This is a genomic window from Paenibacillus sp. J22P277, from assembly GCF_059383675.1.
In genome coordinates, this window is record NZ_JBXENS010000007.1 from 327,544 (window position 1) to 344,789 (window position 17,246).

At 59.6% G+C, this 17,246-nt stretch carries 14 protein-coding genes; 10 read left to right on the forward strand and 4 right to left on the reverse strand.

Going from position 1 to position 17,246, the window contains the following annotated elements:
• Nucleotides 1–92: 92 nt before the first annotated feature.
• The 3 genes from AC50YL_RS25400 to AC50YL_RS25410 form a co-directional block, all read right to left on the reverse strand.
• The gene (locus AC50YL_RS25400; RefSeq protein ID WP_494835653.1) at nucleotides 93–803 is read right to left on the reverse strand and encodes an alpha/beta fold hydrolase; all 711 of its coding nucleotides are present in this window, start codon (nucleotides 801–803) and stop codon (nucleotides 93–95) included.
• Nucleotides 804–823: 20 nt separating this feature from the next.
• The gene (locus AC50YL_RS25405; RefSeq protein WP_494835654.1) at nucleotides 824–2,005 is read right to left on the reverse strand and encodes an MFS transporter; all 1,182 of its coding nucleotides are present in this window, start codon (nucleotides 2,003–2,005) and stop codon (nucleotides 824–826) included.
• Between the two features lie 147 nt (nucleotides 2,006–2,152).
• The gene (locus AC50YL_RS25410; protein WP_494835655.1) at nucleotides 2,153–2,443 is read right to left on the reverse strand and encodes an ArsR/SmtB family transcription factor; all 291 of its coding nucleotides are present in this window, start codon (nucleotides 2,441–2,443) and stop codon (nucleotides 2,153–2,155) included.
• A 349-nt stretch (nucleotides 2,444–2,792) separates the two neighbouring features.
• On the opposite strand from AC50YL_RS25410, the gene AC50YL_RS25415 reads away from it, so the two are divergent.
• From AC50YL_RS25415 to AC50YL_RS25435, 5 genes are all read left to right on the forward strand, one after another.
• On the forward strand, nucleotides 2,793–4,556 hold the full coding sequence (locus AC50YL_RS25415; protein ID WP_494835656.1) for a Rieske (2Fe-2S) protein: 1,764 nt from the start codon (nucleotides 2,793–2,795) through the stop codon (nucleotides 4,554–4,556).
• Nucleotides 4,557–4,948: 392 nt separating this feature from the next.
• Nucleotides 4,949–5,884 carry an ABC transporter permease gene (locus tag AC50YL_RS25420; protein ID WP_494836015.1) on the forward strand — a complete coding sequence of 312 codons (936 nt, stop codon included), beginning with the start codon at nucleotides 4,949–4,951 and terminating at the stop codon, nucleotides 5,882–5,884.
• 16 nt (nucleotides 5,885–5,900) lie between these two features.
• A complete protein-coding gene (locus AC50YL_RS25425) occupies nucleotides 5,901–6,812 on the forward strand; it encodes a carbohydrate ABC transporter permease (RefSeq protein WP_494835657.1) in 912 nt (303 codons plus the stop codon).
• Nucleotides 6,813–6,969: 157 nt separating this feature from the next.
• The gene (locus AC50YL_RS25430; RefSeq protein ID WP_494835659.1) at nucleotides 6,970–8,580 is read left to right on the forward strand and encodes an extracellular solute-binding protein; all 1,611 of its coding nucleotides are present in this window, start codon (nucleotides 6,970–6,972) and stop codon (nucleotides 8,578–8,580) included.
• Between the two features lie 175 nt (nucleotides 8,581–8,755).
• Nucleotides 8,756–9,772 (forward strand): glycoside hydrolase family 130 protein, encoded by a 1,017-nt coding sequence (locus AC50YL_RS25435; RefSeq protein WP_494835660.1) that lies wholly within the window; start codon nucleotides 8,756–8,758, stop codon nucleotides 9,770–9,772.
• 116 nt (nucleotides 9,773–9,888) lie between these two features.
• Here the strand turns inward: AC50YL_RS25435 and AC50YL_RS25440 are convergent, their stop codons facing one another.
• On the reverse strand, nucleotides 9,889–12,225 hold the full coding sequence (locus tag AC50YL_RS25440; protein ID WP_494835662.1) for a helix-turn-helix domain-containing protein: 2,337 nt from the start codon (nucleotides 12,223–12,225) through the stop codon (nucleotides 9,889–9,891).
• A 282-nt stretch (nucleotides 12,226–12,507) separates the two neighbouring features.
• Between AC50YL_RS25440 and AC50YL_RS25445 the strand changes: the two genes are divergently transcribed.
• Genes AC50YL_RS25445 through AC50YL_RS25465 form a run of 5 tightly spaced genes read left to right on the forward strand, consistent with a single transcriptional unit; the run spans nucleotide 12,508 to nucleotide 17,192 of the window.
• Nucleotides 12,508–13,596 carry an amidohydrolase/deacetylase family metallohydrolase gene (locus AC50YL_RS25445; protein ID WP_494835664.1) on the forward strand — a complete coding sequence of 363 codons (1,089 nt, stop codon included), beginning with the start codon at nucleotides 12,508–12,510 and terminating at the stop codon, nucleotides 13,594–13,596.
• A complete protein-coding gene (locus AC50YL_RS25450) occupies nucleotides 13,574–14,680 on the forward strand; it encodes a DgaE family pyridoxal phosphate-dependent ammonia lyase (RefSeq protein WP_494835666.1) in 1,107 nt (368 codons plus the stop codon). Before AC50YL_RS25445 ends, AC50YL_RS25450 begins: the two co-directional genes overlap by 23 nt.
• On the forward strand, nucleotides 14,680–15,435 hold the full coding sequence (dagF, locus tag AC50YL_RS25455; RefSeq protein ID WP_494835667.1) for a 2-dehydro-3-deoxy-phosphogluconate aldolase: 756 nt from the start codon (nucleotides 14,680–14,682) through the stop codon (nucleotides 15,433–15,435). The genes AC50YL_RS25450 and dagF overlap by 1 nt, the downstream gene beginning before the upstream one ends.
• Nucleotides 15,428–16,441 carry a sugar kinase gene (locus AC50YL_RS25460; protein WP_494835668.1) on the forward strand — a complete coding sequence of 338 codons (1,014 nt, stop codon included), beginning with the start codon at nucleotides 15,428–15,430 and terminating at the stop codon, nucleotides 16,439–16,441. The genes dagF and AC50YL_RS25460 overlap by 8 nt, the downstream gene beginning before the upstream one ends.
• Before the next feature lie 28 nt (nucleotides 16,442–16,469).
• On the forward strand, nucleotides 16,470–17,192 hold the full coding sequence (locus AC50YL_RS25465) for a GntR family transcriptional regulator (RefSeq protein ID WP_494835669.1): 723 nt from the start codon (nucleotides 16,470–16,472) through the stop codon (nucleotides 17,190–17,192).
• Nucleotides 17,193–17,246 lie beyond the last annotated feature (54 nt).

Genomic DNA, 17,246 nt, shown 5'->3' on the forward strand with positions numbered 1-17,246 from the left:
AACGCGGAGGAAGCCATGGACGGCCAATCCCGATAAAACCTAATTGCCGTGGCCGCTCTCTTGCGAGAAAAGCGGCCACGGCATTTAGCTGCTCATTTTCCCCCGATGTTAATCAAGATGGTACCTAATTGTTCGGGAGTCGAATAAAACGGCGAGTGGTCCGTATCCAGCGAGAATACTTCCTTGCAGGGAGATGCAGCTTGCATGAGCCTCTGCGACTCGATGGGTATGGCATGATCTCGAACGCCTTCAATATAGTAACGCGGGACTTGACCGAAATTTTGTTCCGTTAGGCTAAGCGGCGTCGCGAATGGACGCAACGATTGCACCTTTAACCGCGATGCTGCCCGGGTTGCATCCTCATCCAGGCAACGATTGTAGAATATATCCTTCGCTTTGTCCGCGGGAACGGTAATCGTACGGCCATCGTCAGAGACCCGCATAGCAGGGTTAGGCGGAACCACGAGCATGTTTTGGCCATTCTGCAATAGAAATGCGGTTAAATAAACGAGCGATCGAATGCGTTTCGGACGGTACTCGGCTGTTTGGGATACAACGATCCCGCCCATGCTGTGTCCGACCAGAATTACCTCTTCATCAAGTTCATCGATGGCAGCTACCACACGACTTGTATAGGCGTCGAGCGTTACGTCCGATACCGGGGTTGGGTCTTCTCCATGGCCAGGCAAATCAATCGCAATGACGCGATGACCGGCGTTCTCCAGCAAGGGAACCATGTTCTCCCAACACCAAGATCCGTGCCACGCGCCGTGAATGAGTAAATAAGTCGACAATGATATCACCTCTGATAATTGTTAGGTTTTTATGATGCAAGCTTTTTCCCGGTTTCCGTTTGACTGGTCAAAATCCCGCTTGATACAAAATAGAACAACGCGCCGGCGAAGCAGAGCGCCGCAAATACGGCGACACCGGCAAAACCGTTAAAGTTCGCATAAATCAAGCCTGCCAGCCAAGAGCCGAGCGTTGTCGCCGCATACATGATCGAATTGCCCAAGCTTGAGATCGTGCCGCGAATCGACGGATTCAGCGAAGTCAGAAGCCCCATGATCAACGGGAATGCAATCCCCATGTTCATGAAAACGAAGAAGTATACGCCATCGAAGGCTGCAACCGAGGGCATGAAAGGCAAAACGATAAAACATGCGGCGGCGAGAAGAAAGCCTCCTGCCAACGTGTTGAAACGATTGAGCTTTTGAATCACGTAAGCACCGGCAAAGCTTCCTACCAGATTGCCTAAACCCAGAAAAAACATGACGTACCCGACCTGATCGACCGAAAGCGCAAAGCGGTCCGTCATCGATTTTCCGATGAACGCAAAGGCAGCCATGAACCCGCAATTAAACAAGAAATGACCGAGGAAAGATCTTCTTGCGATTCTGCTGGTCAACAACGGGAGATATCTTTTAAAGATCGGCAGCCTGGTTCGTTGGTCGTGGTTCGGCTTCATCGAAGGCAAAGCGAAATAGATAAAAATCGATACCGCCAAGGAACATGCGCCGATGACATAAAAAGGATATGACCAAAGCGTCGAAGCGAGCAGACCGCCAATCGGAATCCCGAACGCTTGGGCGGAAGCTAAGCCTGCCATGACGATACCGAGTACTTTGGCGTTCTTGGCCGCCGGAAACAAAACCGGAATGGAAGCCCAGACTTGAGGCGATGTAAAGGCCGCGCTGATGCCAGCCAAAAAGCGGAATCCCAACATCGACCAAAAGCCTGTGGCAAAGCCGCATAAAACGGTCGAGACCGAAAAACAAAGCATGCCGTAAAACATGACTTTTTTGCGATCCCATCCATCGGAGAGCGGTCCGGCGATCAAGGCGAATATGGCATAACCCAAAGCATAGGCTCCCACCATCCAACCGGAAATTTCGGTCGGGATATCGAACAATTCCTGAAGCGTAGGGATTAGCGGCGAGATCAGAAACGTATCCGTGCCGATAAAAAACATGATCATGAATAATAAAGCGGTAAGCTTACCCAAATGACTCATCCTCTGTCTGTTAGTTTTGTAGTTCAACGAATATTGAACTACTGAACAAAAAAAGAAGCTTTCAATTTAACCCCTAGGCATCACCCTTTGCTTCAGTTCAATAGTTCAACGAATATTGAATTATAGAACAAAAAAATTTTACAACGTATCCAGAAAGCCGGGTAAGTACGTTTGAAAGGTCTCTATATCGATGCTCATATACCTCGTTTGCGCGTCTTTTCGTACCTTGATCAATTTCGCCTCCCTTAACGTACGCAAATGATACGAGGTATTCGATTTGGAAATTCCTTGAATGTCTCCCACTTCTCCGCAATTCATCTCGTTTTGCTTGGCGTAAAGATTCCTTATCATTTCCAATCTCGTTTCATCCGCCAAAGCCTTGAATATCCTGGCCCTGTGCTCATCGTGCAATATTTTTTCGGTTGTCATAAAACCATTGTACTAAAGAATCGAAATAAATCAAATCTCCAGGCGCGCCGGCCGCATCGGGGGGCTAACTTACAATCCTTTTCCTGATATTGGCTAATGGGTGACTTTGTTGATCGCCTCCTAATGATGTCGGTAAAACTCATACTAGGGGTTCTTCGGCCGGAGATCAATGCGGGCGTTTCTATGATTATGATAGATCAAATAAATGATCCATCCAGATAAAACGATTGCAATGAGGCCCACCCAAGAACAATAAGCTATAATGGAACGAGATACGGCAGGCACAGAGCTTCGACCGGATACGATGATTGCCGCAAGGATTGCAGCTAAAACCAAGGAGGCTGAATCGATGAGCGTCAGTGTAAATTGGATTTCGGCAGGTAATTTGGAAGCGCTTAAACAAGAGGGCGCCAAAGTAGTACGAGGCGGCATCGCCGTTTTTTACCATGAAAGCCAAGTATACGCGGTGGACAACCGCTGCCCGCACTTAGGCTTTCCGCTTCATATGGGAAGCTTGTGCGACGGGATGTTGACCTGCCATTGGCATCATGCGCGGTTTGATATCTGCAGCGGCGGCACGTTCGACCCGTGGGCGGACGATGTTCCGTCGCATGAAGTGCGGGTCGACGGCGGCGAAGTGTGGGTGAATCCGGTCTCCAGAAGAGCGGAAGGCGCGAACAAGTACAAACTCAAACTGCAAGAAGGGCTCGAGCAGAATATCGGCATCGTCATCGCGAAAGCGGTCGTCGGACTGATCGAGGCGGGCGTGCCGGAGCAGCACGTCGCCCGTATCGGCATCGAATTCGGCACGACGTACGGAACGGGCTGGAACGCCGGGCTTACCATTCTTACCGCCATGGCGCGAAGCGTCGGCAAGCTGGACAAAAACGGCAAAATCCTCGCCCTCTACCAAGGACTCGTCCATGTCGCTCGGGGAAGCGCGGGCAGGGGCACCCGGCACCTGCTGTCGGCGCTGCCGTCGGCTGACGTGCCGTTCGAACGGTTGAGCGCGTGGTACCGAAGCTGCATCGAGGTGCGGGATACGCAGGGGGCCGAGAAGGTGCTGCTCACCGCCATCATGAAAGGCATCGACACGAAGCGGCTGTCGGAGATGATGCTTGCCGCCGCGACCGATCATATGTACCTGGACGGCGGGCATACGTTCGACTTCCACAGCAAAGCGTTCGAGGCGCTGGCATGGGCGGAGGACTCGCAAAAGGAACGGATCTTGACGTCGCTCGTGCCGATGATGGCGCGGCCGACCCGTAGCGAGGAGCTGCACCAGTGGCAGGCGCCGCTGAACCTCGCGGAGCCGGTCAAACAAGCCATCCGCGAGCTGGAGCAGCATGCGCAGCAGGCGAAGCGCCCGGCGGGGTCCGCGCATTCGCGGCTGTCAGCCGAGATGGAAGCGCAATTGCTGCAGCAGCTGCTGAGCGATGCGCCGGAGCGGACGATCGCCCTGCTGCGCGACCTGCTCATCGCGGGAACGGCTCCGGCGCAGCTGGCGCAGTTCGTCGCGCTTGCCGCCGCGGAACGGATCGTTCGTTTCCATACGCAAAACGATTTCGGCGATTGGATCGCGGTGCTCCATACGTTCACGTACGCGCACGCCGTGCACGAGAGGCTGCTGCAATCGGATGAGCCGCTGCTGCACCGGGCGATATTTCACGGCGCCGTCAGCGTCTATCTCGACCGCTTCCTGAACGTGCCGGCAGCCGCGCGGCCGAAGCCGTCCGGTTCCGCCGCTCCGGCGAGCCGGCAAGAGCTGCTTGATCTGCTCGACCAGCGCCAGCAGGTCGGGCCGGCCGCGCAATGGGTAATGGACTACGTTCGCGGCGGCGGCGAGCCGGGCGCGCTGCTGAACACGCTCGGCCATGCGCTGCTGCGGGAGGATGCGGAATTCCATACGTTCCAGATGTACGAAGCCGCGGTGACCGAATACGACCATTGGCAAGCGGCGGAGGGCGATTTCGCGGAGAGGGCCAAGGAAACGATGCTGCTCGCCTGCACCAGGTATTTGGCGGCGCACGCGCCGACCGCGCGCGAGCTTCCGCATACGGCCAAGATCGCCTGGCGGCTGCACAAAGGCGAACGGTTGTTTGAAGAAGAATAAGCGGATCATGGATTGGCCAGCCGGGGCGCGGGAGCGCTTCGGCTGGTTTTTTTTCGAGTCGGCGTACGCGCAACCCGCGGCAAAGCGCAATAGGTATGATTTGAACCTGGAAGGCAGGTAAAATACGACACATTCTGCCCGGACAAGCGACGATTCGGGGACCGCGGCTCCTATGCCGAAAGCCTTGCCATGCCTGGCATGACGGGCTTTTTTGGCATGACAATTCATAATCGACATATATACGGCCGTCCGCGAAAGTCCGTACAATGTGACCTATGAACGGGCAAGCCGAATATGAATGCGCTTGCTTGAAGAATCATCAGCCGCCCTCGCAAGAGGGAGGAAGCTGAGCCAAGGGGAGGAGACGGTACGTTTTGAAAGCAAGTCAAGAGCTGACGCTTCGGACGCAGCCTGGAACCGGGAAGGCCTCCGGGCGAAGAAGAATCCTGCGCAATTGGGAGCTGTACCTGTTTATCGCGCCGTGCATGCTGTATTTTATCGTATTTCAATACGTGCCGATGTACGGGGTTCAGATCGCCTTCAAAAACTTCCTGCCTTCCAAAGGCATCGCCGGGAGCAAATGGGTCGGGTTCGACCATTTCGAACGGTTCTTCAATTCCTATTATTTCTGGGATCTGCTGTGGAACACATTCAGCCTGAGCTTATATGAATTGGCGATCGGGTTTCCGCTGCCGATCATTCTGGCGCTGGCGTTCAACGAAGTCAAGAACGGCCTGTTCAAGCGAAGCGTGCAAACGGTTACGTACGCGCCGCATTTTATCTCCATCGTCGTCATGGCGGGCATGATCATCACGTTCCTGAGCCCGTCCTCGGGCATTCTGATCCGCATCATCGAATGGATCGGCCTCCAGCCAGCGCATTTTCTGGAGGACCCGCGCTGGTTCAAGACGGTCTACGTGCTCTCCGGCGTATGGCAGAGCGCGGGCTGGGGCACGATCATCTACTTGGCCGCCTTGTCGGCCGTCGATCCGCAGCTGCACGAAGCGGCGATCGTCGACGGCGCGAGCCGCCTCAAGCGGGTGCTGCATATCAATATCCCGACGATCATCCCGACGATCTCGATCCTGCTGATCCTGAACGTGGGCAACATCCTCGGCGTCGGCTACGAGAAGGTGCTGCTGCTGCAGAACTCGCTGAACATCGAGTCGTCCGACGTCATCTCGACCTTCGTCTACAGGTCGGGCCTGCTGAGCAATCAGCTCAGCTTCTCCACGGCAGTCGGCTTGTTCAACTCCGTGGTCAACGCAATCCTGCTCTTGACGGTCAATCGCATCGCCAAAAAAACCAGCGACAACAGTCTCTGGTAGCTAGGAGGTCGCCTCGATGGTATCGGCAATCAAAGAATCCAAAGGGGACAAGCTCTTTCTTGTCCTGATCTACCTCTTCCTGACCGCGGCGCTGATCGTCGTGCTCTACCCGCTGGTCTACATGCTCAGCGCCTCGATCAGCACGCCCAAGTACGTGAACTCCGGCGAGATGTGGCTGCTCCCGAAAGGCTTGACGCTCGAAGGCTACAAGCTCGTGTTCGGGAACGCCAAGATTTGGACGGGCTACCGCAATACGATCGTCTATACGATCATCGGAACCTTGATCAACTTGGCGGTGACGCTGCCGGCCGCGTACGCGCTCAGCCGGAGCGACTTCTTCGGCCGCCGGTTCTTCATGATCGTGATCCTGATCACGATGTTTTTCAGCGGCGGCCTCGTGCCGACATACCTGGTCGTGAAGAATCTCGGCCTGATCAATTCGATGTGGGCGCTGATCCTGCCGGTCTCCGCTTCCGTGTGGAACATCATCGTGGCCCGGACGTTCTTCCAGTCCACGATCCCGAAGGAGCTGCAGGAGGCGGCGCATATCGACGGCTGCACCAATATGCGGCTGTTCGTCCGCATCGTGCTGCCGCTGTCGGCCCCGATCATCGCGGTCATGGCGTTGTTCTACGGCGTGGGGCACTGGAACAGCTACTTCACCGCCCTGATCTATCTGAACGAAGAGTCCAAGTTTCCGCTGCAGATGGTGCTTCGGCAGATCCTCGTGCTCCAGCAGATGGGCGCGGAGACGAACGGCGCGGTGCTGAGCGGCGAGGCGGCCAGCCTGGCCGCCTCCAAGGCCGAAATCGCCTCGCTCGTGAAATACGCCGTCATCATCGTGTCCACGCTGCCGATCATCGCCGTCTATCCGTTCCTGCAGCGTTATTTCGTGCAGGGCGTCATGATCGGATCGGTGAAGGGCTAAGCGCGCAGGCGATTACGAGCATGAATATCCGAAGACCCGGCCCTTCCCCGACACGGATGACACGCCGCATGCAGCCTGACAATTCGAGATTCGTTGATAGGGAACCCGTCATCTTCGTTTATTATAAAAGGCATGTGATCAAAAGGAGGAGCACGGAATGAAAACAAGAAGAAGAGGGTTGAATCTTCTGCTGGCGGGCGCGATGCTGGCCGGCGTACTGTCCGGCTGCAGCTCGGCGGACAAAGAGACGGAAGGCAAGCCGGGCGCCGCCGCGGACAACGTGAACAAGGAAGGCTTCCCCGTGGTCAACGAGCCGCTGACGCTCACCGTGATGGGACCTGACGTGGGCATCCAGAATTGGGACAAGATGCCGCTGTTTCAAGAGATGGAGAAGCTGACGGGCATCCATATGGAGTTCCAAAACGCGCCGAAGGACGCCTTCGAAACGAAGAAAAGCCTCGTGTTCGTCAGCGGAACGTATCCCGATATTTTCTACGCGGCCGGGTTGACGCCGGCGGAGCAGATGAATTACGGCGAACAAGGCATTCTCGTCCCCTTGGAGGACCTGATCGAGGGGTACGCGCCCAACGTCAAGAAGATTCTCGACGACAACCCCGAGATCCGCAAATCGATCACCGCGCCGGACGGCCATATCTACGCGCTGCCCGTCATCGAGTTCAACCAGCCTTGGTACCGCAACCCGCTGTGGTATAACGGCGAGTTCCTGAAAGCGCTCAAGGTCGACAAGCTGCCGGAAACCACCGAGGAGCTGTACGCCTACCTGAAGCGGGTCAAGGACGAGGATCCGAACAAGAACGGCAAGCCCGACGAGATTCCGCTCTCCTCCGCTTCGCCCGGCAACAGCCTGCGGGATATCCGCACTTGGCTGCTCGGCGCCTTCGGCATCTACGAAGAAGAGATCTACGTGGACGACAGCGACAAGGTTCACTATACCCCGGTCGAAGCGGGCTACAAGGATTACCTGACGTACCTGAACCGTCTCTGGAACGACGGTCTGCTGGATCACGAGAGCTTCTCGCAAACGAGCGAGCAGCGCGAGGCCAAGGCGCGCAGCAACCAGCTCGGCTTGTTCTCGGCCTGGACGGCCTTCCAGATGATGGGCGAGGAGCCCAACACCGACGACCCGATGTTCATCCCGGTGAAGAGCGACTCCGTGGATAAGCCGGCGATTGCCAAGAACAAGGGCATCAATACCGGAGCTTTCGCCATCTCGAATACGAATCCTTCCCCCGAAGCTTCCATGCGCTGGGTGGACTACGCGTACTCCGTCGAAGGCGCGACCATGTTCAACAAAGGCCCGGAAGGCATCCTGTGGAAGTACACGGACAAAGCCGACTTCGTGAAGGAATACCTGCCCGTGCCGGACGGCGGCGACCGCGAGGAATACCGCTCCAGGATCACGCCGAACTACGGTATTCCCGCGCCGACGATCAACCTGCCGGAGATCGACAAGGGCTTGCTTGGCGACGTCGACGCCTGGGTTGCCAACGAGACCAAGACCAAGCTGCTCGACCGCGGCGCCCGCATCCCGTTCCCGGTGCTGTTCCTGACGCCGGAGGAGCAGGCGGAGGTGACGTCCATGACGTCCGATCTCAATACGTACGTGCGTCAGATGGAAGCCAAATTCGTGACCGGCGCCGAGCCGCTGACCGGCTGGGACGGCTACGTCGGCACGATCAAGAAGATGGGCGGCGACCGCATGGCCGAAATCTACCAAACCGCCTACGACCGCTGGAAGGGCAACTGATCCCAGTCCTTATCCCCCTTATCCTCGCCCGAAAACTCTCCGAGGGTTCAAGCTGCCCGGAGAGTTTTTCTTTCCGCCGGAAGCCGGCGAACGGTGCCGTTCTCCCGTTCCGGACCGATGAAGGCCATAAAATCATAGGCGCAGAAGCTGCGTCCGCACAGGAGGAAGCATTTCCATGAAAATCACGAGACACCCCGCCAACCCGATCGTGGTACCCGGCGAATTCGAATGGCGCAAGGCGACGGTCTTCAATCCGGCCGTCATCCTCGACGGGGATAAATTCTATATGATCGAGCGGACCGCCGGTTCGCTCACCCCCTGCAAGAACTATCTCGGCCTGCTGGAGAGCGAGGACGGCGTGCGCTTCACCCACGTGAAGGACGAACCGGTCCTGACGCCCGACGAGCTGGGCTTCCCGTATGGCAGCGTGCAGGATCCGCGCGTCGTCAAGATCGACGGCACGTTCTACATGAACTACGCGCTGCGGCCATGCGCGATGAATTACTATCCGACGAACACGGGCGTGCCGGAGCGCTCGTTCCCCAAGTACCCGGACGGCTGGGGCGAACGGGAAGGACATTGGCTGACCCGTTCCTCCATCGTCAAGTCGGACAACCTCGTCGATTGGGAGTTCGTCGCGGATACGACCGAGTTGGATATCAACGACCGCGACAATATCCTGTTCCCGGAGAAAATCAACGGCAAGTACGTCCTGCTGCGGCGGCCGGAGGAATACGTCGGCGAAGCGTACGGGACGGAGAAAGCGGCCATGTGGATCACGTACTCCGACGACCTGCTCCGCTGGGAGAAGCCGAAGCTGTTGGCCAAAGCCGAGAACATGGCCTGGGAATCCCGCAAGATCGGCGGTTCGACGCCGCCGGTCAAGACGGACAAGGGCTGGCTCGTGCTCTATCACGGCGTCGACGACCGGATCGTCTACCGGGTCGGAGCGCTGCTGCTCGACTTGGACAACCCCGAGAAGGTGATCGCCCGGACGCGCGATTTCATCATGGAGCCGGAGACGTATTACGAGAAGTTCGGCTACCAGATCCCGAACGTGATCTTCCCGACCGGCAATGTCGTGAAGGACGGTCTGCTGCATATCTATTACGGCGTTACGGATACGGCGATCGCGCTTGCGACGGTTCCGCTGGACGAGCTGCTGGCGCATATTTTGAACGCGGACGCTTAGACGGCTTCAGGGCAGTACAAGGTTAGGCAATCGCGGGGATTGAAGCGAAGCGAATGAACGGGAGCCGTCCTGCCGTCGCATAACGGGGACAGCTCCGTTCGTTCATGGGGGGCGCGTTACTTCGCCTCGGGGAGAGAGGCGCCCGCGCCATGCTGCTTGCGGTATTGGCCGGGGGTATAGCCGGTTTCCTTCTTGAATTTGCGAATGAAGTTCGGCGCATCCAGATAACCGACGCGCTCGATGATCTCCTTGAGCGGCGCGTGGGTATGGAGGAGCAGGCGGATCACTTCCTTGAGCCGGCATTGCCAGATATACTCCGTGAAGTTGCAGCCGATCTTCTCTTTGAAGCTGCGGCTGAGATAGGAGGTGGAGGTATCGTATTTGAGGGCGATATGCTCCAAACTAAGCGTGTAGTCGGCGTAGTTCTGTTCGATGTAGGCGACGATCTCGTCCATGAGCGCCGGCTGGGCCGTCTCGGGATGATTCGCGGCCGCGCCGCATATCCGCATCGCGAGCGAGCTCAGCCTGTTCTCCAGTCCCTCGAGCGTCTCGAAGGCGTGCAGCGACGAGATATCGCCGCGCACCTCGTCCATGCCGAGCTCGGCGGCGGTCCGCAGCAGGGAATTGAGCATGTCGAAGCACAGGCACCGCAGCAAGCCGACCGACAGCGTCTCGCCCTTGATCTTCGCCATCATGCTCGCGATCAGTTGCAGCGCGGTGGCTTCGTTGCCCTGCTTGAGGCTCTGCTCCAGCTTGAGCAGCCACTTCTTGGGAATCCAAAAGCTCTCTCCGGAGACGGCAGATGCCGATAACGCCGTCAGTTCCTCGAAATAAGCGATCCGGCCGCTGTCCGTCAGCATCCGCTGCTCCAGCGCCGAGGCCGCCTCGAGGAAGGATTGGTTCAACCCGGACAAGTCGTCGTACAAGGTGCCGACGCCGAGATTGGGCCGCTTGGGCAGGCGCTCCGCCAACCGCCCGTCCAGCTCGTCGACGATCAGGCCGACGCGGCTCGCCTCGCCCGTCTCCTCCGATGGCAGCAGCGTCACCATGAGAGCAAGCTGATGGGTGACGGACAACTCGACGCCGTAGATCCGAGCCCGAAGCTCGGGCAGCTCCAACCGGCTCAGCCAAGCGCGCAGCGCCTGCTGGTCCTCCCACGACTGCCCGCCGCCGCTCTGTTCGTCCAAGCTCAGGATGACCGCGAAGCAGCGGGCTTGCTCCGGCAGCTCCAGGCCGGACCGGACGATCATCCGCTCGATCTCGGGATCGTCCGGCTTGCCGTGCTTGAACAGCAGCATGAGGCATTGGTTGCGAACGAACGGCTCCTGCATGTCGATGCGGGCGTGGTATTCGCGGATCGTCTGCTTGATCCAGTCCCATTCGTTCCGGCTCTTCGGCGTTTCCTTGGCGCCGCTTTGCAGCGAAGCGAACTCCAGCAGGTCGCGGATCGGATGGTACTGCCTTCTGGCGAGCAGCATCGCCGCGACGATGCCCGTCAGCGCCGTGAAGGCGAAGACGAGCAGGATGATCGTGCGAATCTGGCCGACCCGCTCGAAGAACTGGTAGCTGGGAATCGCCGTGGCGTACGTCCAGCCGTTGACCTTGGACTTGACCGTGACGACCGAGTAGCGCTCGCCGCCCAGCTCCATGCCGTGGATGCCGGGCTCGAGCGCGGTCAGCGACGTCAGGTCGCGTCCGCGCAGGGCGTCGCCCCTGTAGTTGGCCGTCAGCACTTCGCCCGTGCCCGAGAAGATATAGCTGCTGCCGGAGAAGTCGTTCAGGATCGAATCCATGACGCCGGTCAGCTGGGCTTCTTTGATCAGATAGAGCACGGTGCCGTACGGGTAGGGATCGTTGGTCTTGATCGGGACGAGCATCGCCAGCATGGATTCGCCGCGCGACCGCACGATGGCGTTTTCGGCCGGCCGGACGGTGTTGAACGCCGTATCGTTGAGCGCCTGCTTGATCTCCTCCGGCCGCCAGTGCTCGAAGCGGAACAGCTTGTCGAAGACGAGGTCGAGATCGGTCATTCCCAGATTGGAATAGATCCGGTCGTCGCCGCGGTAGTAGAGGAACAGCTCCTCCAGTATCGTGTTGTTGGTCTTGTACCGCGCCAGGGAGGCGATGGCGTCGCGGCCGTAGTACGGATGCGAGACCATGTACTTGGTGAGATGCTCGTCGAACGAGATGTTGTTGGCGGTCTCCAGCAGGTTGGTCATCTGCGTGTCGATGGACAGCCTCACCTGGTTCAGCTGGTTGACGTTCGACTGCTCGATCTCGGCGCGCAGATTGGCCGTCGCGTTGCGGTAGATGACGAAGGTGACGCCTGAAAGCGGAACCAAAAATATGAGGATGTAAGACAGCGTATAGGTCAGGAGCAATTTCGACTTAAAGCGGTTCCAAGTGAAGCGGATGCCCGATGTCATGCTGGACGGCTTAACGGATAATTTCACGATGACCTCCCGGAAATAGTGCTTCTTGGCGTATCGAGCCCATTGCCGTTCCGCCGATGCAATGGCGCAAGTGCGGCCAATGCGGGCAAGAATGCGCTTTCCTTATGCCCTTGGAGCTTGCATCCGACGATGCGGGTCAGCCCGCGTTGCGAGGGGCGAATTTGTTATTTGTATAAACATTATAACGTTATGTTCAATTAATTGCTAGGATATGTTAAGCTATTGAAAAACAGCGGACAACGTAACATGCGCTGTCAGAGAAAGGAATGACCCGTCAACGGCATGGGAATCGTATTGCGCAATATGAAACGGTTGGACGGACGAGAGGCGGACATCGTCATCGCCGGCGGCAGGGTTGCCGCGATCGTCCCCCCGGGGACGGGCGAAGGCGAGGTCGTCGCCGAAGGCGGCTATGTATCCGGCGGCTGGATCGACATGCACGTGCATGCCTTTCGCGAGCTCAAGCCCTACGGGGACGCGATCGACGAGATCGGCGTAAAGCAGGGCGTGACGACGATCGTCGACGCCGGCAGCTGCGGCGCGGACCGCATCGGGGAACTGCAGGCGGCAGGGAGCCGGTCGCTCACTCGTCTGCTGGCCTTCCTGAACGTCTCGCGGATCGGCCTGGAGCGGGTCGACGAATTGTCGAATCCGGCATGGATCGATGAGAAGGCCGTACGGGAGGCGGTGCGAACGTATCCGGCATTCATCGTCGGACTCAAGGCGCGGATCAGCCGCAGCGTGGTGAAGGAGCAGGGGATCGAGCCGCTGAGGCGCGCGCGCCGGCTCTCCGGGACGACGGGACTGCCCCTGATGGTCCATATCGGTTCGGGGCCGCCGGCGATCGACGAGGTGATCGGGCTGCTGGCGCGCGGCGATATCGTCACCCATTATCTGAACGGCAAAGCCAATAATCTATTCGACGGGCAAGGCCGGCCGCTGTCCGCGCTGACGGAGGCGATCGCGCGCGGCGTGCATCTGGACGTCGGCCACGGGTCGGCTAGCTTCTCGTTCCGAGTGGCGGAGCAGGCCCGTGCGGCGGGTCTGCCGCTGCACACCATCAGCACGGACATCTACGAGAGCAATCGGCTGCACGGGCCGGTCTATAGCCTGGCCGACGTGATGAGCAAGTTTCTCTGTCTCGGCTACGGCCTGCGGGAGGTCGTGGACGCCGTGACGGTCCATGCGGCGGGATGGCTCGGACGGCCGGAGCTCGGCGGGCTGAAGGTCGGCGGACCGGCCGATCTGACGCTGTTCGATATCGTGCGGGGCAGCAGGAAGCTGATCGATTCCGAAGGGGAAACGCGAACGGCGGATACTTATATTCAAGCCAAGGGAGCGGTAATCGATGGATCATACTTTGCATGCTAAATACGGATTGAAGCGCGTCGTCAACGCCAGCGGCCGGATGAGCATCCTCGGCGTCTCGGCGCCGACCGAAGGCGTCATGGCGGCGATGAAGACGGGCGGCCAAAGCTACGTGGAGATGGCCGATCTGGTAGACAAATCCGGCGCGTACGCGGCGAAGCTGCTGCATGCCGAGGACGCGGTTATCGTCAACTCCGCCTCCAGCGGGATCGCCATGACCGTGGCGGCCGTCGTCACGCGCGGCGACGAGCGGGCGAGTCTCAAGCTTCATCAAGAGCTGCCCGAGCAGAACGAGATTATCCTGTTCAAAGGACATAACGTCCAATACGGCGCTCCGGTGGAGACGATGGTCGCGCTGGGCGGCGGCAAGCTCGTCGAGGTCGGCTACGCCAACGAAGGGCGCAAGGAGCATCTCGAGCTGGCGATCAACGCGCGCACGGCGGCGATCCTGTTCGTGCAGTCGCATCATTGCGTCCAGAAGAACATGATCAAGGTCGAGGATGCCTGGGAAGTAGCGCGGCGCCGCGGCGTGCCGCTCATCGTCGACGCCGCGGCCGAGGAGGATCTGCGCAAGTATACGGCGTGCTCGGACCTGGTCATCTTCAGCGGTTCGAAGGCGATCGAGGGCCCGACCTCCGGCATCGTGGCAGGCAAAGCCGCTTATGTCGACTGGGTGAAGACGCAGCTGCATGGCATCGGCCGCAGCATGAAGGTGGGCAAGGAGTCGATCTTCGGGCTGCTGCAGGCGCTGGACGAGTATTTCGCGAAAGCGGACAAGAGCGGGGAAGAGCGCGCGGCGCTGGCGGCGCTCGACGCGCTGAACGCGCTGCCCGGCGTGAGCGTCTCCCTCGTGCAGGACGAGGCCGGACGGGCGATCTACCGCGGACGCGTCAAGATCGACGAAGCAGCGGCAGGCTTGTCGGCGCGGGCCTTGAACGACAGGCTTCGCGGCGGCGATATTGCGGTCTATACGCGGGACTACGGTTTGGCGCAGGGGTACTTCGACCTCGATCCGCGTTCGTTTCAAGGCGACGATCTGCGCGTGATCATCGCGCGGATCCAAGACATTATCGGAGGTGAACGCTAATGGCAGGCATCTATAACCGGCTGTACAAGCACAGAGCAGCGCTTAACGTGCTGGCGGGCAGCATCGACAATGCGCGCGCGATCTACGAAGCGGCGGAAGGCCATGTCGTGATCGGCGTGCTGTCCAAGGCGTATCCCGATGCCCGGACGGCGGCGGCAGCCATGGAGCAATACGGCGCGGCCATCGAGGACGCGGTCTCGATCGGTCTCGGCGCGGGAGACAACCGCCAAGGCGCGGTCGTGGCCGAGATCGCCAAGTCGTACGCGGGCAATCACATCAACCAGATCTTCCCGGCCGTCGGCGCCACCGGCGCGAATCTGGGCAGCCGCGAGAGCTGGATCAACGCGCTCGTGTCGCCTTGCGGCCGACCGGGTTACGTGAACGTCTCGACGGGCGTGTTCAGCGCGGCCGCCGAGGATAAAGCCGTCGTCCCGGTCAAAGCCGCGATCGCGCTCGTGCGGGACATGGGCGGTCACGCGCTGAAATACTTCCCGATGCAGGGACTGAAGCTGGAGGAAGAATACCGCGCCGTTGCCAAGGCTTGCGGCGAGGAGGGCTTCGCGCTGGAGCCGACCGGCGGCATCGACCTGGACAACTTCGGCCGGATTCTCGAGATCGCGCTGGATGCGGGCGTTCCGCAGGTGATCCCGCATGTCTATTCGTCGATCGTGGATTCGGCGAGCGGCGATACGCGCGTGGAGGATGTACGGACGCTGCTCGGCGAGCTGAAAGCGCTGGTCGATCGCCATGTCTAGGATCGCCGCGTTCGGCGAAGTGATGATGCGCCTGGAGACGCCTGGCTTCTCGACGTTGTCCCAAAGCAGCAGCCTCGCGTATTCCTTCTCGGGGACGGGGGTCAACGTCGCCTCGGCGCTCGCGCGTTTCGGCCATGAAACGTATCTGGCCAGCACGCTGCCGGACAATCCGCTCGGCGACGCCGCGCTCGCATACCTGCGCAAGCTGGGTATCCAGACGACGTTCGTGAACCGGAGCGGCCGGTATATCGGGATGTATTTCCTGGAGCGCGGCTTCGGGATCCGTCCCGGCAAGGTGACCTACACGGACCGGCTCGGCAGCAGCTTCAACACCGTGCCCCGCGCCCCGGAAGACTGGGAGCGGATCGCCGATTCGGTGGACGCGGTGCATTTCTGCGGCATCGCGCTGGCGATGAACGAGCTGGCGCGCACGCAGATCCAGCAGCTGGCCCGCGCGGTCAAGAGCCGCCGCGGCACGGTAATCTTCGACTGCAACTACCGTCCTTCGTTATGGGGCGACGGCGGTTATGCGCTGGCGGCGCCGCACTATCGCGAGATGCTGGAACTGGCGGATATCGTCTTCATGAACGAGAAGGACGCGCTGCTGACGCTCGGCATGCCGAGCGGCGGCACGGACCGGCTGGCGCAGCTGCGCGAGCTTATCCCGCAAGCGGCGAAGCAGTACGGGATCGGCACGATCGCCGGCACGCATCGGCAGGTGAATGGCGACAATACCCATACGCTGACCGGCTATTTGTATACGGAAGGGGCTTTTTGGTTCGCACAGCCGTCGACCTTCTCGGTATACGATCGGGTCGGCGCTGGCGATGCGTATGCAAGCGGCATCATCCATACCGTCCTGCGCGGCGACGCGCCGCAATACGCGGTCGATTATGCGACGGCCGCGGCGGTGCTGGCGCACACGGTGCACGGCGATACGCCGATGGCGTCGGAAGCCGAGGTCGCGAAGGCGATGTCCCGCGCGGCCGGCGACGTGGAGCGGTGAGACGGGGACCGGAGAAAGGGGAGCAGGAATGACCATCACGCGCAAGAAAGGCCCGCTGTATCTGCAGGTCAAGAAGATCGTCAAGGACCGCATTCTGCACGGGGTCTATCCGCTGGGCGGCCATATCCCCCCGGAGCCGCAGCTGGAGAAGGAGTTCAACGTCAGCAAGATGACGGTGCGCAACGCGATCCGCGAGCTGGCGGAGGAAGGCTACGTCGAGAAGAAAAGCGGCATCGGCACCATCGTCCTCACCAACATGTCGATCACCCGCCTATCCAAAGGCAAGCGATTCACCGAGCTGCTGGTGGAGGAGGGGCATCGTTTGGAGAAGCGGCTGCTCGCGACGGCCCGCGAGCGGCTGGAGCCGGGAACGGAGCTGCACGGCCTGCTGGGGCCGGAGGCGATCCGCATCGAGCGGCTGTACGTGCTGAACGACCGTCCGTATATTCACATCCTGCACTACTTGGCAGATGCCGTATTGTCCAAGATGGAGCAGGCGGCGGGCGAATTGCCCTTCGAGTCGTTGTACGATTTGCTGGAGGAGCAGGGGATCGCGCTGGACAACTTCCGCGATGCGTTCTCGGTCGGCACGGCCTCGGCCGAGACGGCCAGGCTGCTCGGTCTATCCGCGGGGACGCCTTTGCTCGTACGGCTGCGCCGCACGCATGACGTCGAGGGGCGGCTGGTCGAGTACAGCATCGGCTACTATCAGACGGCGCTGCAGCCATATCTGGTCAGTTATGACACGTAAGGTTTATATTAGCCGGAAAAATCTTTCCTCCCCCATGCACCCTGACATAATGCT